This is a genomic window from Halomonas bluephagenesis (assembly GCF_054790765.1).
The window spans coordinates 3,844,901-3,865,698 of sequence record NZ_CP133631.1; the positions used below are offsets into that span (position 1 = coordinate 3,844,901).

Sequence of the window (20,798 nt, forward strand, 5' to 3'; positions counted from 1 at the left end):
GCAAGCCATTGCCCTAGGAAAGCTCAAGCGGTTTTTCGGCGATAATAATGCCGTTGTTATCTGCGTAAAGCCATTGCCCAGCGCTTATTGTGGCGCCCGCAAATGTAATTGGAATATCACGTTGCCCTTCACCGCGCTTTTCGCTTTTGCGCGGGTGGTTACCCAATGCTTGAATACCAAGCGGCAGCGTGACAAGAATATCGACATCTCGCACGCAGCCATACATCACCACGCCAGCCCAACCATTTTCAGCGGCTTTCTCGGCGAGCATATCACCTAGCATGGCGCAGCGGTGAGAGCCACCAGCATCAACCACCAGCACTGCACCATCACCTGGTTCGGCAACGGCTTGCTTAACCATTGAGTTGTCTTCAAAGCACTTAACGGTACGAATAGGGCCGTAAAAGCTGTCGACGCCGCCATAGTTAGCAAACATCGGTTCAAGTACTGTCACATCAGGATACGCATCACATAAATCCGGTGTGACAACAGGGGTTGCATGTGTCATTACACGCTCCTATGAAGCATTGTTTACGAAAGACTATAAGTCTATGAAGACCCGCTGATGAAAACCAGGCGGCTATAAAAAAAACGCCCTGACCTGGTTACAGGTTAGGGCGTTCGGTCATCGGCTCAAGAAGGGGACATTGTCATCCTGCTTGCGATGTTGCGAGCATCGGCGATAGGTTCGGTGCTGCAAGAGTATTAAGCTTCTTGAGCAACCGGAATCACGTTCGAGGCGATTTTTTGATACTCCTCGATTTCGTGGAAGTTCATGTAACGATATATTTCTCCAGCGAGTGCGTCAAATTCACTCATGTAACGCTGGTACTCTTCTACTGTTGGAAGGCGGCCTTCCACGGCAGCAACGGCTGCAAGTTCCGCTGAAGCGAGGTACACATTTGCACCATCACCTAAGCGGTTCGGGAAGTTACGTGTAGACGTAGACACAACAGTGCTTTTCGCTGCAACGCGTGCCTGGTTACCCATACACAGAGAACATCCCGGCATTTCCATGCGGGCGCCAGCACGGCCATAAATGCCGTAATAGCCTTCTTCGGTAAGCTGGTGTTGATCCATTTTGGTCGGCGGCGCCAGCCAAAGGCGAGTTTTTAGGCTACCCGCAGGCTGTTTTTCAAGTAGTTTACCCGCTGCACGGAAATGACCAATGTTGGTCATGCACGAGCCAATAAATACTTCATCAATTTTTTCGCCAGCAACGTCAGACAGTAGGCGAGCATCATCGGGATCATTAGGCGCACAAAGAACGGGTTCTTTAATTTCGCTCAGATCGATTTCGATGACTTCGGCATAGTCTGCATCTTTGTCAGCACGCATCAAGCTTGGGTTAGCAAGCCATGCTTCCATACCTTCAATACGGCGGCTAATAGTGCGCTCGTCGCCTTAACCATTAGCAATCATCCACTTCAGCAGTGTGATGTTGGATTTCAAGTACTCAGTGACGCTCTCTTCAGACAGCGTAATCGTACAGCCAGCCGCACTGCGCTCAGCTGAGGCGTCAGAAAGTTCGAAAGCTTGCTCGACGGTCAGGTCTTCAAGACCTTCAATTTCCAATACGCGACCAGAGAAAGCGTTCTTCTTACCGGATTTCTCAACGGTTAGCAGACCTTTCTTGATGGCGTAAAGCGGAATAGCGTGAACCAAATCGCGCAGTGTTACACCCGGCTGGCGCTCGCCTTTAAAACGAACCAGTACGGATTCGGGCATATCCAGGGGCATAACGCCGGTCGCGGCGGCAAACGCTACCAGGCCAGAGCCTGCTGGGAACGAAATGCCCAGCGGGAAACGAGTGTGCGAGTCGCCACCGGTACCCACCGTGTCGGGCAGCAGCATGCGGTTCAGCCAGCTGTGGATGATGCCGTCGCCGGGGCGAAGAGAGACGCCGCCACGGTTCATGATGAAGTCAGGCAGTGTGTGGTGCGTATCCACATCGACAGGTTTTGGATAGGCTGCAGTGTGACAGAATGACTGCATTACCAAGTCGGCCTGGAAACCAAGACACGCTAAATCTTTCAGCTCGTCACGGGTCATCGGCCCAGTTGTGTCCTGAGAGCCAACTGTTGTCATCCTGGGCTCGCAGTACATGCCGGGACGCACGCCGTCCATGCCGCAAGCTTTACCCACCATTTTCTGAGCAAGGGTGAAGCCCTTACCAGTATCAACCGGCTGGTCTGGCAAGCGGAAGACATCAGAGGGCTCAAGGCCTAGCGATTCACGCGCTTTACCTGTTAAACCGCGACCAATAATCAGCGGAATGCGTCCACCGGCACGCACCTCGTCAAGAATCAGTTGGGTTTTAAGCTCAAAGGTTGTCAGTACTTCGTCGGTGCCGTGCTTGCACACTTTACCTTCGTAAGGATAGACATCAATGACGTCGCCCATTTCCAGTTTGGAAACATCCATTTCAACCGGCAGTGCACCAGAATCTTCCATTGTATTGAAGAAGATTGGCGCAATTTTGGCGCCGAAACAGAAGCCGCCAGCGCGCTTGTTAGGCACATAAGGAATGTCGTCGCCAAAGTACCACAAAACAGAGTTAGTGGCGGACTTGCGAGAAGAGCCAGTGCCCACAACGTCACCCACGTAGGCAACAGGGAAGCCTTTCGCTTTTACGTCTTCAATTTGTTTCAGCGGGCCGGTTGTGCCTTGGACTTCGGGCTCAATACCTTCGCGCTCGTTCTTGAGCATTGCGTTGGCATGCAGCGGGATGTCAGGGCGCGACCATGCGTCAGGCGCAGGAGACAGGTCATCGGTATTGGTTTCACCAGGAACCTTGAAGACTGTTAACGTGATTTTCTCTTCCAATGCAGGCTTGGAGAGGAACCACTCCGCCTCGGCCCAGGACTGAATAACGTCCTTAGCAACGGCATTACCTTTGTTGGAGCGCTCTTCAACGTCATGGAACGCATCAAACATGAGAAGGGTATGCTTGAGCTGTTCACCAGCTTCACGGGCAAGTTCTTCGTTATCTAATAGTTCAACCATGGAGACGATGTTATACCCGCCTTGCATGGTGCCAAGAAGTTTGACGGCATGGATCTTGTCGATCAGCGGAGAGGTGGCTTCACCTTTAGCAATCGCGGTTAAGAATCCTGCTTTTACATAAGCAGCTTCATCAACGCCTGGGGGCACTCGGTTGGTGATTAGATCAAGGATAAACTCTTCTTCACCTGCCGGCGGATTTTTAAGTAGCTCAATTAAGGCAGCAACTTGTTCGGCGTTCAGGGGCTTGGGCGGTACGCCCTCTGCAGCGCGTTCCTCGACATGTTGGCGGTAAGCTTCAAGCACGTTGGGGCCCTCTCATCTTCTTAATGGTGACGAACGCATACCCACACGGTATTGAGTATGTGCCCGGACACGTGACATACGCTTGACAAACAGCGTCTGGTGGATGAAATGGATTCTACGGGAAACTGTCGACAATGTTAAGGCGACAAGCTCTTGAGGGCCTTGTACTTTATGTTGAGGAGGTGGCGCAGGGTTTCTTAACGACACGTTTTTTTATCTTAATTCATCCAGCGGGTGGAAGTTTTTTACCGAACAGGTGTAAATGAGAGTGAGGGCACGTGTGATTATTGTGATGCCGCGTTACCATACTGTTTGGTCATTTCGTCGTATTCTTATCACGACGACAGTAGAATCGCAGATGCTGAAGCGTGGAGCTTCAATATAAGCGTATTTTTATATTAGTAGTGTGCTATATAAAAAGTACTGTTACGACTCTTTCAACGGCGAGCGTAATGGTAGGGGACAAACGCCAAGGGCGGTTATATGTTGTACAATAGTGAGATAGGCGCTTGGTAATGGTGTTATGTCGATACAATTAAATATGCTGCAATCGGTAGGTCATTCGTTCCAGGCGGATGATTTACTACCGGAATGTCTTCATCAGTTTCTTGCTTGCCCAACGCCTGATGCATGGCTGCAATGGGCACTGGCTAATCCTGAGACACTTCTTATTGACCACGCTCAGTGTGAAAAGAAAGCCGCTTCAACGGCAATGAGCCTGCTCTACCGTTACGTTGACCAACCGTTATTATTAAGCAAAATGTCGCAACTAGCGCGAGAGGAGTTGCTGCATTTCGAGCAGGTTGTTGGCTTAATGGAAAAGCGCGGCGTGGCGTACATACACCTGACTGCTTCACGCTATGCCGAAGGCTTGCGTAAGCATCTGCGCAGCAATGATCCTGACCGCTTAATTGATGTGTTAATTATTGGTGCGCTCATTGAAGCACGCAGTTGCGAACGCTTTGCGCGCTTAATACCTTATTTAGATGAAGAGCTTGCAAGGTTCTATCGCACGTTAGTGAAGTCAGAAGGTCGTCACTTTGAAGACTATTTGCTGCTTGCCAGACAGCAAACAGAGGCATCGATAGATGACAGAATCGCCTTTTTTGTGGCGCGTGAAGCGGAGTTGATTACTTCGCCAGATACGGCTTTTCGTTTTCATAGCGGTGTGCCTGCTTGAGCCACTGCTAGTCTAGGTAGGATATGTATCATGCGCGATGCTCGTGAGACAGACCAACTGACCCTGTTTGGCCATTTCTCTTTATCACAAGGAGAAGATGTGCTGACGCACTTCAGTTATGACAAGGTAAAAGCGCTGCTCGTTTATTTGCTGCTGCACCGACAGCCAGTCAATCGGGCTTCCCTCGCAGAGTTACTTTGGCCAGACCAAGGGTTGTCATCGGGCAGAACCAACCTACGTCATGCGCTTCACTGTCTGCGTCAGTCGATGGGGGACAATGCCGAGCAAGTGTTGAACGTATCCCGCCAGACCATCGCTTTTCAATTGCCCGCCCACTGGCGAGTTGATCTGCACGAATTACAGCAATTGCTGGAAGGGCCTCGAGATTTAGCTAACCTCGAAGATGTGATGTCGTGTTATCAGGGTGATTTGATAGAGGAACTTCAGCTTGCCAACTGCAGTGAATTTCAGCGTTGGTTAGTTCAGGTGCGAAATGAGTGGCGTCAACGCGTCATTCGTTTCGCTGAACAGGTGTTAGATGCCCACACTGATGTACCCGACAACCTATTGGAAGGATTAGTCAGTCGCTTTTCTGGCTACGGTCCATTTCATGAGCGACTGGTGCGTCAGTTGGCCGAGCAAAATCAGATGGCGGCTGCTCATGAGCAGTACAACAGCTATTTACAGTTGTTAGCGCTTTCTGGTCAGCAGCCTGAGCCAAGCTTTCTACAGTTAGCTAATTATTGGTCAGATGGTCACCATGATCCGCGCGTAATGAGCCCGCAAGGCGCTTTTTCTCGCGTACTGGCGGCAGATAGTAAACCTCTTCGCGAAGATGAAATTGAGCTGCGCCAATTATCTGTAATGGCTATTCGGCTTAAGTTACAAGGCGACTGGCAAGACCGTGCGGCTACCCGAAACTGTTTGGCGCTTCAATTAGAGCTACTGCGCTGGTTAGAACAGCAGTGTCATCACTTAGGTGGCTTCTGGTTGCCGGGCGCAACAGGTGGGCTTGGCTTGGCCTGCTTTGGTACCCATGGTCCGGCTCATCAGTTGGCAGAGTTGGTTGCGCTTTATGAACACTGCCGTCTGGCGTTACCTTTAGAGTCTCAGCGTCACTGGATAGGTGATGGTGAACCCCCCAAATTTGAGCTCGCCGCAGGCCTTAATAGTGGAAGGGGAGTTTATCTTCCTGAACGTCAGTTAGCTGACCCACTTGGCCAAGTGACCCAAGTGTCATTGGAGTTAATGAGCGCTGCAGAGGGCAGCGAACTGGTAATCTCTCAAGAAGCCAGCCAGCACATGCCCCCTGCGCTTGATTTGCAGCCGCGGCTGGTCTCTCGCTTGGTGGCTAGTGATGGCCGCGTTCGTTTAAGAGCGCTAGTCCTGGGGGTGAATGAAGGCGGTAGGGATGCGTTGCCGCCCAGTTTAGTGGGTCGAGAAACATCACTACGCACGCTAAGAGACGCGCTGGCGAGAGCCGGTATTGGTTTGCGCCAAAGCGTTCTGGTTCGCGGTGCGTCAGGGATGGGTAAATCTGCCCTGATGGTGGGGTTTCGCCAATTAGAGTTGAGCCGTGATGCTGCCATTTGTTGGCAGCCAACGACGCGGCTATCGGTGCTAGAACCCTATGGTGTCGCACGTACTTTGCTCGCTTGGTATCTAGAAGCAACGCCAACCTGTGGGGATGTTCGACAGTTACAAGAGACACTTTCATTGGAACCTCTGGATGATGAGCGTCAGCAGTTGCTTGAAGAGGCGCTCGGTGTCCGTGATGTCCAAGAAGTTGCCCAGTTGACCCAGAATGGTGAGGCCATTGAGCTAGTCGTAAAGCTCTTACACCGCCTAATTGATCATCAAGCTAGTTCACGTACATTGGTACTAATGATTGATGACCTGCAATGGCTTGATGAACCTTCGTTCAAAGTGTTGGGAGGGCTACAGGCTCGGTTACCGATCAATACGGCCTTCATGCTGGTAGCTAGCCACCATGGCCGAGAGTCACTGCCGGTCAAACTGCACTGGGACCAGCAAATTACTCTTGGCAGGCTGGATGCACTGCAGTCTTCACGTTTGCTTTCTCAGTTATCCCGTCGGTACCGCATCCACTTAAGCCCGCGGCTACGCAACCAAATTATTGAGCGTTGTGATGGTGTGCCGTTGTATATGCAAGAGATTTGCCGGCGTTTGGATATGGATCGCCGTGAAGGTCGCAGTGTGCAGTTTGATGAGTTACCAAAGGGTCTGCTAGGGCTGCTGGCCAGCCGTATTGATCAGTTGGAAGGTGATCGGGAAATTGCCCACGTAGCGGCGGTATTAGGTAAGCGTTTCCGTCTTGATTTTCTGCAAGAGTGCAGTGGTTGGGAAAAGCCGCGCCTGTCCCAAGCGATTGAGCACATGCGGCAGCTGGAAATTATAGAACCGGTGGATAAAGAAGGGGGTGAGCCAGAACATCAGTTTAGCCACCAACTGCTTCAAGAAGCTGCTTATCTTTCATGTCCTAGGGACGTGCGCGTTAAGCTTCATCAGCAGGTAGTCACGCTGATTGAAGAACGCTTCCCTGTATGGATTAGCCGCCACCCAGGTGATTTTGCAACCCACTTACGCCGCAGTGGCCATTACGCCAGGGGCGCTCGTTACTTTGAGCTGGCCGCACGGGAAGCCCTCAAGGTGAGTGCTAACCGAACGGCACTGCGCATGGCGGACTTTGGTCTTGCTAGTCTGCGTCATGTTGATCATGAAGTTGAGCGCGAAGTTAGCTTGCTCACCGTGCGTGGTCAAGCAGCCTTCGCCTTAGAAGGGCATGGTTCGCCCACCGCACATGAAAGCTTTGTGCGTGCCAGAGAGCTGCTTCGCCAGTCGGGTAGCACTGCCACGGAAGATCCAGAAGATCTTGAGCAAATATTTTTGGTCAAGTGGGGCTTATGGGTCGGCCGTAGCCAGCGCTATGCCCACGCGGATGCCTTTGCGTTAGCCTCGACGCTTGCAGACATTGCCGGGCGTTTAGAAGATCCCCGCTATCAGAGGCTGGCAGACTATGCGCGGGCGCATTGTGAATACTGGGCTGGGCGCATTCAGCAGGCGCATGACCACCTGGACGAAATTGACCCGCTCAATGCGTCAATGATGATTGAATGGCTGCCGTTCTCCGATCACCCGCAAGTAACCGCCGCTTCTTTCCAAGGCTGGGCGCTTTGCTTACGTGGTGATTATCAACGTGCAGAGCGGCACATATCTTCCGCCATCCGTTTAGCTGAAAAAATTGGCCATCCAGGTACGCTTGCCATGGCGTTGATGTTTGCCGCTGCCCTCTATCGTCAGCTTGGTCATGTGCATCTTGCAGCACGACATGCAGAGCGTGCTGCTGCCATGACGGGTACGCCCGATTTACAGCTGTGGCAGATTTCCGCTCAGGGGATTCTTGGCTGGCAGCGTGCGCTCGCGGGCGATCAGGGTGGCTTAGTACAGGTGCGGGACAGCCTAGACCAGATGGCAGAGCTGAATGGGCGGGATCGCTATCAGCGTCCGGTGCTGTGGTACTCAGATGCGTGTATTGAGCTAGGAGAGTTAAAAGCGGCTGAAGATTACCTGGATCAGTGTCTTGTTATTGCTAAAGAGCGCACAACACTCTTTTTGCCTGAGTTGGCAACGCAGCTAGCTAAAGTGCGCGATTTGCTTGGGCACCCAGCTAATGAAGTGAAAGCGCTGGCTGAAATGGCGATTAATCAGGCCCGAGAGCATGGAAATCGCCATCAGGAGCTCGCGGCACTTGAGCTTTGGTTAACCCGTATTGCACCAAACGACCTGCAGGCCAAGGAAGCATTTAGGCGCTTATTAAGTGAAGTGAGCCATAGCGATGCGCCAGTGCTTGTTCGCTGGGTTAGCCTGCTTGATAGACGGTTGCCCCACGCGGTAAGTGTTGAAAACGAAACCTGATCTGGTGACTAACGCGTTGTTGATTCCAGCCAGTTAAGTGTGGCGAGCGCCTCTTCTCGGTGTTCGCCACACACATCAGCATCATAGTCGAACCGCTCACATACGGCAGGGCGGCTAGGGTCGCCAAATAACCGGCATAGATTGCCATCACTTAACTGTACACATCGAACGCCCGCCGGTTTGCCATTTGGCATGCCGGGTATATAAGAGGTAATCGACGGTGCAATACAGCAAGCACCGCAGCCTGCTCGGCAGGCGGCGGTGTCTGTTGCAAATACGTGACTACTCATGGCGAAGCTTCAGCCGTTGCGCCTTTATCAATCCCTTCGAAGGCTTGAACCAGTGTTTTATGGCCGCTGTGCTCTGCAATACTCTTGGCAAGCCATAAAGCAATATTCTCGACGGTTGTAGGCTTGGGCAGTACACAGCAGCGTTCTTGAGGCAACGTGATCGAAAATGTGCCTTGTGCAGACTGGTATCGGCAAGTCAGTTTTTCATCAATCTGACTTTCAATGTCGGCCTTTTCAAGCAAATATCGATTATCTAGCCATGCTGCCCAGCGCTGCTCAAGCGCTGGCTGACGTGCCTGATGTTGCCAGATAAACAGGCGCGAGCGGTGGCCATGAGCAATCCGCTGGCAGTTGCCGAGATGCCGTTTCAGTCCGTGAGTGTAACCGTAGGCAGCGCCGTCTATAGGCTCGTCACTAAGCGTTAGCGTGACACTATGGACATTGGCTGGCCGTTGCTCTTGCTTCGTCAGCTGTGAGCTTAAATGGTGGGTGACACGCTCAAGAGTGATGGTGTCCCAAGGGAGCAAGCTAAACGCTTGGGCCGGGCCACGAACTTCCATTTCGTAGGGAGACGCTGTTCTAATGCAGATGCCTTCATCGCAGTCAGTAATTTCAATGCCGGGCGCGTTGATAGGTACGAGTAGCGTATGGTCTAGGCCGCTATCGAGCGTGCGCTTTATCCACGGCTTTACTTCTCCAAAGTCAAAAAGCATACCGTCTTCGCCTAACTCCCCATCCAACTGAGCATCTACTTGCCAGCTACAGCCTACCAACCCTTTTGTAGGGCACCACACTGAAACATCAATATGGCTAAGACGATTTACAAATAACGCCATTACTCAAATCCTGCAATTTTGTGCGTTTGAAGCGATAGTCGCCATTGGGGGTTAGCCATGCAATAGGCGGTGGTTGCCTGCACAGTTTCGTGATTTTTATGCGCTATGCCGTGGTCCATTGGCTGCAAAAAGAAGTGGTTGAAGTCCAAATTGGCGAACTGAGTGGGAGGTGCTGCAGATTGTGGGAAAACCAGCTTTAACTCATCGCCGCAGGTGACCACCAGTGGGTTCGTGCTCTTAGGGCTAACACATAGCCAGTCAATTCCTGGCGGTGGTACAACCGTGCCATTCGTTTCAACGGCCACTTCAAATCCATCGCTATGCAACAATGCGATCAGTGGGGTATCAAGTTGGAGCAATGGCTCGCCGCCGGTGAACACAACGTAAGGAGTCGCTCTTCCCAAATGAATTGGCCAAAGGGCTTTAATGTGGTCAGCGAGTTCACTTGCTGTGTTAAAGCGTCCACCGTTAAGGCCATCCGTACCGATAAAGTCGGTGTCGCAAAAGGAACATTTTGCGCTGGCGCGATCAACTTCACGCCCAGACCACAGGTTGCAGCCGCTAAAGCGGCAAAATACGCTGGCACGGCCTGCCTGTGCACCTTCGCCCTGCAGGGTATAAAAGGCTTCTTTAACGTGATACATCAGCCGGTAACCTGTGCAGGGGTAGATTCATACGTCAGAGGGTCTACAACATCATTAGCCGCAAACGCCGCCAAACGCTCATGGCAGCTGCCACATTTGCCGCAAGCCAGCGCGCGCCCTTCATAGCAGGTCCAAGTATCACGGTAGTCTAGGCCCATCGCTAGGCCATCGCGCAATATATCGGCTTTGCTCGATGTTAAATAAGGTACATGTAGCGTTACCGGTTCAAAATTGGCGATGCCAGCAACGTGGTTCATTGCGTGAACAAATTCAGGGCGGCAGTCAGGGTAGAGAATATGGTCACCGCCATGGGCACCATAATCGACACGCGCTGCACCGATATTAACCGCTTTAGCAATGGCTAACGAAAGTAAAATCATGTTGCGGTTAGGGACAACAGTGGTGTGGAGGTTGTCAGCAGCATAGTTGCCTTCGGGCATTGATAGGTCTGGGTTGGTCAGCGCTGAGTTATCAATTAAGCCGTGAATAGCGCGTATATCAACGATCTGATGGGGAATGTTATGCTGCTTACAAACTGCTTTTGCTATGTCCAGTTCTTTTGTGTGGCGCTGGCCATAATCAAATGAAAGAGCGTGAACGTCGAGCCCTTCTTTAATGGCGCGGTGAAGAACGGTGTAGGAGTCCATGCCGCCGGAATAAATCACAACGGTAGATGACGCATCTGCGCCAGAGGTCTGGGGTAACGACATAATAATTACTCACTGGTCGGAGAATTTATTGAGTGCTTTAGCGTCGCGCTAAATGAGATTCCGGGGTCCGGTCCGGAAGGGCGGCAGTTTACGCAATGCTGGGTTGCCTGGCCAGTGGCAGCGGCAATTGGTACTATTTTCTGTTCGGTATGTGCATGGGTCAACATGCTAAGCTGGTCTTTCTAGTCGTAAGGGATGAATCCATGGCCACCATAGAACATAGCGAAATTATCAACGCTCAGCCTGAAAGAGTGTTCGAACTGCTACGCCGAGTTGAAGATTTTGCTGACTATTCTGATCTCATCAGATCAATTGATACCTTAGGCGATAATCGTTATCGCTGGCATGTCCGTGCGGTGGGTATGGATTGGTCATTTGATGTGGCAGTAACCGAGATCAAACCACCGAATGTGCTGGCGTGGGAATCATTAGAAGGCGTTAAAAATCAAGGTCGTTATCAATTGCGTGAAGTGCCGGAGGGTACAGAGGTGTCGCTCACGCTGAGTTATGAAATCCGCAACCGATTAATGGAAAAAGCGGTGAACCGCGCTGCAAAACCATTAGTAGGAAAAGTGAGCAGACAAATTCTGGAGCGTGTTGAAGCACGGTTAAATGAATAACTTTTTTAAGCACTCCTGGCGTTGGGCCGCCGGTTTTTCTATCGCGGCAATGCTCGCCTATGTTTGGTTATGGTATTCGCCGGACTTAATGGCTGTAAAACGCTGGGCAGCGACGATGTCACACCATCCTCTTATTGTGATTGCTGTGATGAGTACGATGGCAATCACACTGGCAATTGGTTTGCCAGGCAGTATAGGGCTATGGTTAATTGCGCCTTTCTACCCACCTTTAGTTGCTACCTTAATGTTAACGCTTAGCAGCGTTGCTGGGGCGTGGGGTGCCTATTTATTAGCAGCGAGAGCCGGGGGGCGTTGGCAGCCCAAAGGTTTGACGCTTAAAGTAATGGAAACATTGAAAGAGAGAAGTGATCTGTTAACTCAATGTGCACTGCGTGTTCTACCGGGTTTCCCGCATTCAGTGATTAATTTTGCCGCAGGATTAGGGCATATTCCTCTAAAGCGGTACTTGATAGCGGCAGCAATCGGGCTCTCGGCAAAGTGGGCGGTTTACAGTAGCGCTATTTACGGTGCGCTTGAAGCGGTTGAAGAGAAAGATGCACTGCAATTTGATGTGATCTTACCACTCGTTGTACTTACGGTGCTTCTCTTTGCTGGTGGCTGGTATAGGCGCCGCGTTGAGGCGGCGCGCCCAGTAATAAAATAGGTAGTTTGGTCAATTATTCAGTCTGATAGTAATGTTGTTGTCAGCTGGCTTTGTGCATTGAGACATCAAGATGGTCGACAACTTCGGCCCAATCGGCATCTTCTTCCACGGCTTCACGAAGAAATTCAGCTTGGCCTTCGTTCCAGCAGGGAGCATCCGCGAGCGGCATTTCTTTGGGTAGAGGAGAGTGGCGTTCAATAAAGTGCTCAATGGACTGTGCATCCGAGCGTAGCCCGAGCTGTTCAAATAGCTCGCTAAAATGGTGTACAGGCTGTTCCATACGCTGCTTTCCTTTTGGTTATTAACGTATGTTTAAACATAGCGTGTATAAGTGATGACGCCAGTGCGAATTGCTCGGCGTGCGGTGTTTAGCGCTCGCCGACAAGTGATGTTAAAAATCGCTGGCGCCGATCATCCATTGACAGAGGTTGAGCCAGTAGATGAATGAGCTTGGTGAAAGCCGCCTCTGGTGTCATGTTATCGCCTGACAATAGGCCCGCTTCTGCCAAGCCATGGCCAGCGGCATAGGCGCCCAGATGAATGCTGCCCTGGGGGCACTGGCTAATAGCGGCCAACAGCTTTCCTTCACCACTGGCGTTAGCGATGACATCAATCAGAGCCGGGTCGTTGGGTATATTACCTGATCCCCAAAGCTGGAGTAGAGCACCCTTTACGCGTGAGTCACCCAGCAGGGCTTCCAATTGCCAAGGCGATATGCCTGGCCACAATGCCAGCCTGATAACGTCGCCATTGGAGACGGTGTGATAGTCAGAGAGCTCGAAACGTGGGGCGCCACGTTGCTGAAATCCTAGACCTCTACTTGGGTAATAAATGAAATCGTCGCCGACGCGTTCACCGATAAATGGATAGCTTGGCGAGATAAAGGCATCTAAGGCTTCTGCGTGCTGTTTGATGGCTCGTGAACCCCTCAGAAGGCGATTTGAAAAATAGATCGCAACCTCTTGTAATTCAGCGTTGGCAGCAAACTTTAGCGCACCGTGGAGGTTGTCGATCGCATCGCTATTAGCTGTTTCAAGAGGATGCATAGATCCTGTTAAAACAACCGGGCGGTCAATCCCTTGTAGCTGGTAGGCAAGACTCGAAGCGGTCCAGCTTAGGGTGTCTGTTCCGTGGATAACAACAAATCCACGATAGGTGGCTAGGTGAGCAGCAATATCCTTGGCTATCTGTTGCCAGGTCAGTGGTGTTGCTGCACTTGAGTCGATTAATGATGGATAACTTAGAACGTCATAGGCAGGTAGGGCATGTTGATGCAATAAAGGAAGCTGGCTTAATGCGTCTGCCATGCGATCTTGAAAATTTCCCCCAGGGGTTAGCCCCTTTACATTTGGCTGCATGCCAATGGTGCCACCCGTATAAATCACCAACACACGTTCTTGAGTGGGGGCGGCGTTTACCAGAGGAGAAGTGATGCTCATAGCCGTTTCCTGAATTGGGCGAATCGAAATAGTTGTGCTTAAGTGGTCGTATCTCAAAAGTTGTATCGAAGTTGGTGCTGTTGAGAGAGGTTGTTAGCCGCGATGGACTAATAATTCGCCACTTTGATCGTCTAGTCGACGGTTACGCCCAGCTAATAATGCGAACCCGCAACAAAGAGTAATCAGTAAAATGAGCAGCCACGCTATATGGGCTAACTCTGCTCCGGCTTGCAACATCACTCCAACCCCAAACGGCCCCAGCGCTGCCAACGTATAGCCCCCACCCTGTACTAAGCCAGAAAGCTGCCCTGCGAGACGCGAGTTAGCCGTTCGTAACACCAACAGGCTCAGTGCTAGGCTAAAGCTGCCGCCCTGGCCAATGCCAAGCAGTACGGCACCAGGCCACTTCCATGCTAGCGGTGCAATAAGCAACATCCAAAGCCCCAGTGCAGTGCTAAAAAGTACTAGTAACAATGCAGGGCGTTGATCACGGGTTAAGCGGGCAAGCCAAGGTGCGCCCAGCGCTGAACCTAGTTGACACATGATTGAGATGGCCATTGTCCAGCCGGCCGCTGCTTCATCATAGCCTCTATACACTAATAACGTGGGCAGCCACCCAAAGACAATATAAGCCATGGAAGACTGGATGCCCATGAACAGCATGACATGCCACGTAAGTGGTTTGCGCATTAACTGGGCAAGCGAAGAAGATGTTCTCGGGTTGGGCTGGGTGCATTGAGTCGTTGGAATGTTGATCAGCCAGAGTGCCAGCGCAACAAGCGCTAACAGTGACCAGCTCATTAGACTCAACTGCCAGCTGCCTAGCCATTGCATCAGTGGAACGCTAAGACCAGCGCCTAGTGCACCGCCGAAACACAACGCCATGGTGTATAAGCCTGTCAGAAGATCGGCGCTGTGGGGTAGCTCTCGTTTAACGAGCGCTGGGAGAAGGGTGCCGCCAAGGCCAATCGCGCTGCCTGCCATTGCAGAGCCAATAAAAAGCGCGCCAGGAACTGGCAGGCCTCTTAAGATTAACCCGCAGGCTAGTAAAAGCAGTGCAGTGCTCAAAGCCCGCTCGCTGCCTATATGCTTGGCCAGCAGCGGGGCAAGAGGGGCTGATAAACCTAAAAAAAGCACGGGTAACGTAGTTAAGATGCCCGCTGCTGCAGGACTTAAACCAGCAGTTTCTTGCAGTCGGGCAAGAAAAGGTGCAACTGATGACATGGCAGGGCGTAAATTAAGCCCTACCACGAACATCAGAATAATAAAGGTGCATGCGCGACGAGATGCCATGCTTACGCTTATTTGAGATGAGGGCGTAAGTCGCCGCGAACCGCATCAAGCAAGGTAATGAAGTGATAATCTTGCTGCGTGTCCAAACAGTCTACGCGCACCTCGGTACGCATTCCTTTATCAATATCTAGTTTATCGTAGATTTCGAGGGTTAATTTACGTGCAGGTTTATCCCCTGGCGTAATAATGCCGTCTTCCAGCGTAAATGTTTCAAGTAGCGTTACCCGCACTCGCGTGCTGCTCTCTTCGCTGAGTACGCGTCTTACAAATAACCACCCTTCACAGGGCAGCGATTCGTTATTATTACGTTCACGTAAGAAAAGCGTGCGATAACAGGCACCCTCCGTAGAGGCCTTTTCTGCCATGCTGCGATACGCCTGGAGTACCTGTCCAGCTGATGCTCGTGCATCTTCTAGCCGCTGTGAAATACCTTGGTGCTCACGGCTTAGCTGCTCTTGACGTTGAAAGGTAAGCCACTGGCGATAATCGTTAATAAGTTGAGATGACGCCATAATCACTCCATGAATAAATTAAGCTGTACCAGCGGAATACGCGAATCGACAACCTTCGCATATTCCTAGGCTAAGAGCTAGCGACGGGCGCGTCGGCGACGTTCACCACCAGTATTCGCTGCTTGTCCTTCCGGTTTGCGCTTGGCGCGGGGTTGTTTCTGACCACGGCGGCCATTTTCGATGGGCTCTGGCTTGGCGTTGGGATCAGGTTCAAAACCGGGCTCGATACGTTTAGGCAGGTTTTGCTTAATAAGCCGCTCAATCCCGCTCAGCAAGACGTGTTCGTCGACACATACGAGCGAAACTGCCTCTCCATCGCTACCCGCTCGGCCGGTCCGTCCAATGCGGTGAACATAGTCCTCTGCCACATTAGGTAAGTCGAAGTTAACGACATGAGGGAGTTCGTTGATATCTAACCCACGAGCGGCAATGTCAGTGGCGACAAGTACCTGTAAATCACCGCTTTTGAAAGCACCTAGTGCACGCGTTCTAGCACCTTGGCTCTTATTGCCATGAATGGCCATGGCGGGTATGTCTTGCTTAGAAAGCTGCTCTGCTAAGCGGTTTGCGCCATGCTTGGTACGAGTAAAAACGAGTACCTGAAACCAGCCATGCTGCTGAATTAAATGAGCTAGCAGCTCGCGTTTTTTATCACGGTCTACTCGGTAAATGGTTTGCTCAATCTTTTCAGCTGTCGTATTACGAGGTGCGACTTCTATCAACGCCGGATTGTTAAGCAGCTGTTGCGCCAGTAACTGAATTTCATTGGAAAAGGTTGCAGAAAACAGTAGATTTTGGCGCTGTTTCGGTACTAGGCGTAATAACCGCTTAATATCATGGATGAATCCCATGTCGAGCATGCGGTCAGCTTCATCGAGCACCAGGATTTCGACCGCCGATAGATCCACATGACCTTGCTGATGCAAGTCCAACAGTCTACCTGGGGTGGCTACCAATACATCAAGTCCCGCTTTAAGTGCATCAACTTGTGGTTGTTGGCCAACACCGCCGAAAATAATATGCGAGCGTAAAGAGAGGTGCTTGCCGTAAACGGTCACACTTTCACCTACCTGGGCAGCAAGCTCACGAGTAGGGGTGAGCACTAACGCGCGTACTTGGCGTTTGCCGGGACGTTTGCCATCCGCTAACCGCTGCAACATGGGTAACGTAAAACCAGCGGTTTTGCCCGTGCCAGTTTGCGCACTGGCAAGCATGTCGCGACCTTCAAGTACGACGGGAATAGCTTTTTGTTGAATAGGGGTAGGCTGTGTATAGCCCTGCGCGGTAACCGCGCGTAGTAAATCGTCGTGCAGACCAAGTTCAGAAAAGCTCATGCGTTCTCCGCAATCGCTTAGTAAGTGACGTCGCTTGGCGTCGTCGTTACTGAGCGTAATGTTCAAAAAGCGAGGATGGTACACCGTCGCGGCAGCGAAGTTTGCCAGATAAAGTGCGATGCCGCGATGGTCATTTTTTTGCCGATCAAGACGGTGAAATAGACATTGGCCTGAATCGGGGGTGACGTGGTAGCGCTGAAAGATGACTCCTTTAGTATATCATGGATCCTTCATTTCAGCGTTTAACATAGGGATGGGGGCATCCTAACAATGGCACATCTAAAAATAATTTCCTTTGCGTATCTCGTTGGCAATTTGCAGGGCTACCTTATCCCAGCTTTCGCCAAGCGAGCGTACCAATGCAGGGTAACCATCCTGCTGTAGCTCTGTTTCAGCAGAAAAGCTTTTTAGCGCAAGCAGTTTGTTATCAGCACTGCGTAATTGCCATTGTCCGCTGGCCACCGCCCGCCCGTCGTGTCGTCCCTGAAATTGATCAACTTCAAGCAGTAACGTGAGCGCTTCAGGCGCATTGCCGTCAGCGTGAACGACTTGAACGGACATAAGCTCTTGAGATAGTTGAACGCGCAATGCACGCTCTAATTGGCGTCCAATACTTTCAGCCCATTGATGTTCACGGGCTTCATTTAGGGTGATGTCATCAAGCTGCATGACGATACCATCTACATCTAGATAGTGTGCTAAACGTGGTGGCCGCACCTGCAGTGTGCCAATGGAATGGCTTGGCGCATTCACAGCGCTTTTGCTCGGTAGCATGTAGCGAGAGGGTGGTGTAACACTGCTAGCGCAAGCGCTTAGCAGTATGCAAAGGCTAAGCAGTGATACATAGCGGATTGCCTTACAGCGCATAGTAAGTTCCTTCTTAACGTGGTGCGCGAGGCACGGGATCTTGGGTATCCAGATTATCGAACAGGAGCGCCCTTGGATTTTCATTTAATGTGCGGGTAAGTGGTTGTAAGTCGCGCATTAAGCGATCAAGTCGTTGAATAGCCGTTGTTAATTCTTGATAGGCTGGAGATGACGGCGATACACCTTGCAAGGTGCTACGCAGCTCCTCAAGGGTGGCATTTATGTTTCCGCTGACTGCCTGAGTATCTGGGTCATTCAGCAGCTGATTGATGGAAGTGCTTACCTGACGTATTTCGTTGAGAACACTTTCAGATGCTTGTAAGTTTCGGTCTAAACCCGCGAGGAGTGGTTCAACTTCAAGCGCGTTTAATTTCTCAAGTAGGCTGGTTACCTGCGCTTGGATCTGCGCAAACCCGCCAGCGACCGAGGGAAATACTGTCCGCTCGGAGAACGTTTCAGCGACATATTCGTTAGCCAATTCACGTTGAAAATTAAGGTCAACGAAAAGTGCACCCGTTAATAAGCTGCCATTTTTGAGCGATGCACGTAGTCCTAGTCCGAAAAGGCGCTTAAAGCGAGAGTCCCATTCTTCTATGTCAATATCGGTGTTCTCAATGCCCAGCCGCTGAGGCTCGATTCGAATTAGCACTGGAATAGCAAACTGCGAACGAGAATCGGGCTGTGGTGCAGTAAAATTCCAGGGTACGGAGGCAACCGTGCCGATTCTTACACCACGAAATTCGACGGGGGCACCTTTCGATAACCCGCGAACGGTATCATCGACCAACATCACGTATTCAAGATACCGGTTAAAGGTTCCTTCTCGGGCAGTATTTTCATCTGCATAGAGGTTAAAACGAGCATTAGGCTCTACTGGCTGCCCCATCGGCAGGTCTTCTGGCACGCCAAAAGTAACACCGCCTCCCAGCAACGCTTCAAGGGATTCAACATTGACTCGTACACCGTCGGCATCTAGTTGAAAATCAACACCGCTCGATGTCCAAAAACGAGTGCTATCCGTCACCAGTTGACCGTAAGGTTCTTCAATAAATACTTGATGGTGCATTGTGCGAGATTCAGTATCAAAGCGAGTATCTTCAACTCGCCCCACGGTATAACCCTGATAAGAGACAGGGTCGCCTATGCGAAGCGAGTTACCTAGCTGGCTGACCAGACTGATTTGCAAGCCAGCCTGTCCGGCTGGTGCAACAGGCGGTGTATCACTTACCGTAAACTCGCGCTCAGGCTCATCAGATTGACCTGCCTCTAGCTGAATATAGGCGCCAGACAATACAGTGCCAAAGCCGCTGATGCCTTCGCGGCCAATACGTGGCTTCACTACCCAGAACCGGCTATCTTCTCTAAGCATTGCCTCCGCTTCTGGTTGAATACGGGCGGTCATGACCGCGTGCGAAAGATCATCAGACAGGCGAACGTTTTGAACTCTGCCAATTTCAACATTTCGACTTCGAATGAGCGTACTGCCCGCTTCGATACCTTCCGCGCTGTCCATTGTTAGCGTAACGAGCGTACCTCGGCTTTCGTAGTTGTCGTAGACAAGCCAAAGCCCGATCACAACAGCAACGATTGGCACGATCCAAATCGGAGAGAGCCGCGTTTGCGGTGATGACTTTGCACGATGTAAGTCGTTGTTGTCGTTAGTGTCAGCTTTCTTTGGTGTTGAATCATTAGCCATCAACAGTTTCCTTGGTGGCCGTTTTACGGCGAGGAGAGCTAGGGGGCGGGGGGTCCCAAATTAAGCGCGGATCAAATGTCATAGCAGCTAACATTGTCAGCACAACGACGGCAGCAAATGCGAGCGCTGCGGGCCCCGGTGTAATTGACATTAAAGAACCAGCACGAATCAAAGCAACCAATATGGCAACTACAAATACGTCAACCATCGACCATCGGCCTATAAATTCAGTGAGCCGGTAAAGCCGGGTGCGGCTTTGTGCATTAAGTTCGTTGCTATGTTTTATAACCATACAGAGCCAAATCAATGCGACAAGCTTACCAACGGGAACGATGACACTCGCCACAAAGATTACAGCGGCTACTGGCCAAGAGCCCATTTGCATGAGTTGTACAACGCCACCGATGATCGTTGAGGGTGACGAGTGCCCTAAACTGGTAGTGGTCATAATAGGGTATACATTAGCGGGTATATACATTACCGCTGCTGCAAAAAGCAGTGCCCAGGTGCGCTGTAAGCTATGAGGGAGCCGTGGGTGGAGCTTTTCATGGCAGCGTAGACAGCGTCCCTTTCCAGGCTCAGGAAGGCGATTAATCAGGCCGCAGGTCGGGCAGCCGGTTATCCCTTGGCTAGCAGCCGTCGTCCCTGTGCGAGTGCCTTCAGGCGCGAGGGGCTCTTTCTCTAATGAGAACCACATCCAATCCGAATCAATAGATTGCGTCGTTAACAGTAAAAGGATGGCAAATACGCTGAATGCCCAGAAAGAGATGCCCAGTTCAATTTGTGCCATGCCAGCTATTTTTATCAAACTAACCAGTGCACCAACGATGAAGACATCAGCCATCATCCATGGGTTAAGCCTTGCTAGTGAACGGGCGATGTCTCGGCTAAACGGCATTGGATGGCCGCGCAGTAAACCAAATTGGAGCCAGATAACGCCAATTAGATAAATCGCAGGCAGTACAACAATGGTCATAATGACAGCAATGGCGACAATAGGCTGATGAAAAGCGATCAACGTAGTGGCGGTCTGTGAAAGTTCTATGCGATTACCAATGCCACTGACACTAAAGCTTACAAAGGGAAACGACACTGCCACAAGTAGTGCTATCAGGGATGAAAGAGCTAGCGCCATACTTCTCTGAGCAGGATATCGATGCCGCTTTACTAGCACATGCGAGCAGCGTGGGCAGGATGCTTTCTCTCCAGACCCGAGTGGAGGAAGCGCAGAGACCCAGTCACATTCATGACAGGCGCGTAAGCGTCTGCGTTGAACGCGTGCTTCGGGAGGGTGGCAGTCGACCTGAGGTGTGTTCACCCTCAAAGAAGGTCGTTTGATAAACTGATAGTGAGGCAACAGCTAATTCTCAATACGTTGAGGAGTTCAAATTAGTACGGTGGGCAGATACCACTGTCAAATCGCGTCGTATAATCGCGCCACCAAAACAGCACTTGACCTAACTAAGTA

Annotated in this window: 17 protein-coding genes and 1 pseudogene; 4 read left to right on the forward strand and 14 right to left on the reverse strand. The window is 51.2% G+C overall.

Annotated elements, in window-relative coordinates:
• Positions 1–13 precede the first annotated feature (13 nt).
• Positions 14–508, reverse strand: a complete 495-nt coding sequence (gene rraA, locus REH51_RS17495; protein WP_498936458.1) for a ribonuclease E activity regulator RraA — start codon at positions 506–508, stop codon at positions 14–16.
• Between the two features lie 197 nt (positions 509–705).
• Positions 706–3,309, reverse strand: a pseudogene (gene acnB, locus REH51_RS17500) (bifunctional aconitate hydratase 2/2-methylisocitrate dehydratase).
• A 523-nt stretch (positions 3,310–3,832) separates the two neighbouring features.
• On the opposite strand from acnB, the gene REH51_RS17505 reads away from it, so the two are divergent.
• The gene (locus REH51_RS17505; protein ID WP_039869102.1) at positions 3,833–4,489 is read left to right on the forward strand and encodes a MiaE family protein; all 657 of its coding nucleotides are present in this window, start codon (positions 3,833–3,835) and stop codon (positions 4,487–4,489) included.
• A gap of 30 nt (positions 4,490–4,519) precedes the next feature.
• Positions 4,520–8,425, forward strand: a complete 3,906-nt coding sequence (locus REH51_RS17510; protein WP_498936460.1) for an ATP-binding protein — start codon at positions 4,520–4,522, stop codon at positions 8,423–8,425.
• 8 nt (positions 8,426–8,433) lie between these two features.
• Here REH51_RS17510 and REH51_RS17515 read toward each other — a convergent pair whose 3' ends face one another.
• The 4 genes from REH51_RS17515 to queC are packed head-to-tail and all read right to left on the reverse strand — an operon-like array spanning position 8,434 to position 10,905.
• Positions 8,434–8,715, reverse strand: a complete 282-nt coding sequence (locus REH51_RS17515; protein ID WP_009723406.1) for a YkgJ family cysteine cluster protein — start codon at positions 8,713–8,715, stop codon at positions 8,434–8,436.
• Positions 8,712–9,551, reverse strand: coding sequence for a 6-carboxytetrahydropterin synthase (locus REH51_RS17520; RefSeq protein WP_009723405.1), 840 nt, complete (start codon positions 9,549–9,551; stop codon positions 8,712–8,714). Before REH51_RS17520 ends, REH51_RS17515 begins: the two co-directional genes overlap by 4 nt.
• Positions 9,551–10,195 carry a 7-carboxy-7-deazaguanine synthase gene (queE, locus tag REH51_RS17525; protein ID WP_009723404.1) on the reverse strand — a complete coding sequence of 215 codons (645 nt, stop codon included), beginning with the start codon at positions 10,193–10,195 and terminating at the stop codon, positions 9,551–9,553. The genes REH51_RS17520 and queE overlap by 1 nt, the downstream gene beginning before the upstream one ends.
• Positions 10,195–10,905 (reverse strand): 7-cyano-7-deazaguanine synthase QueC, encoded by a 711-nt coding sequence (gene queC / locus REH51_RS17530; protein ID WP_009723403.1) that lies wholly within the window; start codon positions 10,903–10,905, stop codon positions 10,195–10,197. Before queC ends, queE begins: the two co-directional genes overlap by 1 nt.
• A 203-nt stretch (positions 10,906–11,108) precedes the next feature.
• On the opposite strand from queC, the gene REH51_RS17535 reads away from it, so the two are divergent.
• Positions 11,109–11,525, forward strand: coding sequence for an SRPBCC family protein (locus REH51_RS17535; RefSeq protein ID WP_039869188.1), 417 nt, complete (start codon positions 11,109–11,111; stop codon positions 11,523–11,525).
• Positions 11,518–12,189, forward strand: coding sequence for a TVP38/TMEM64 family protein (locus tag REH51_RS17540; RefSeq protein ID WP_009723401.1), 672 nt, complete (start codon positions 11,518–11,520; stop codon positions 12,187–12,189). The genes REH51_RS17535 and REH51_RS17540 overlap by 8 nt, the downstream gene beginning before the upstream one ends.
• 40 nt (positions 12,190–12,229) lie before the next feature.
• Here REH51_RS17540 and REH51_RS17545 read toward each other — a convergent pair whose 3' ends face one another.
• From REH51_RS17545 to REH51_RS17580, 8 genes are all read right to left on the reverse strand, one after another.
• Complete coding sequence (locus tag REH51_RS17545; protein ID WP_009723400.1) at positions 12,230–12,469, reverse strand: DUF2789 domain-containing protein; 240 nt, start codon at positions 12,467–12,469, stop codon at positions 12,230–12,232.
• Between the two features lie 88 nt (positions 12,470–12,557).
• Positions 12,558–13,628: an asparaginase gene (locus tag REH51_RS17550; protein WP_009723399.1), complete on the reverse strand. Its 1,071-nt coding sequence runs from the start codon at positions 13,626–13,628 to the stop codon at positions 12,558–12,560.
• Between the two features lie 93 nt (positions 13,629–13,721).
• On the reverse strand, positions 13,722–14,921 hold the full coding sequence (locus REH51_RS17555) for an MFS transporter (RefSeq protein WP_009723398.1): 1,200 nt from the start codon (positions 14,919–14,921) through the stop codon (positions 13,722–13,724).
• Between the two features lie 8 nt (positions 14,922–14,929).
• Positions 14,930–15,433: a hypothetical protein gene (locus REH51_RS17560; protein WP_009723397.1), complete on the reverse strand. Its 504-nt coding sequence runs from the start codon at positions 15,431–15,433 to the stop codon at positions 14,930–14,932.
• A gap of 77 nt (positions 15,434–15,510) precedes the next feature.
• A complete protein-coding gene (locus REH51_RS17565) occupies positions 15,511–16,767 on the reverse strand; it encodes a DEAD/DEAH box helicase (protein ID WP_009723396.1) in 1,257 nt (418 codons plus the stop codon).
• A 279-nt stretch (positions 16,768–17,046) separates the two neighbouring features.
• A complete protein-coding gene (locus REH51_RS17570) occupies positions 17,047–17,634 on the reverse strand; it encodes a PqiC family protein (RefSeq protein ID WP_009723395.1) in 588 nt (195 codons plus the stop codon).
• A gap of 13 nt (positions 17,635–17,647) precedes the next feature.
• The gene (pqiB, locus tag REH51_RS17575) at positions 17,648–19,330 is read right to left on the reverse strand and encodes an intermembrane transport protein PqiB (protein WP_498936462.1); all 1,683 of its coding nucleotides are present in this window, start codon (positions 19,328–19,330) and stop codon (positions 17,648–17,650) included.
• Positions 19,323–20,669 carry a PqiA/YebS family transporter subunit gene (locus tag REH51_RS17580; RefSeq protein ID WP_498937767.1) on the reverse strand — a complete coding sequence of 449 codons (1,347 nt, stop codon included), beginning with the start codon at positions 20,667–20,669 and terminating at the stop codon, positions 19,323–19,325. Before REH51_RS17580 ends, pqiB begins: the two co-directional genes overlap by 8 nt.
• Positions 20,670–20,798 lie beyond the last annotated feature (129 nt).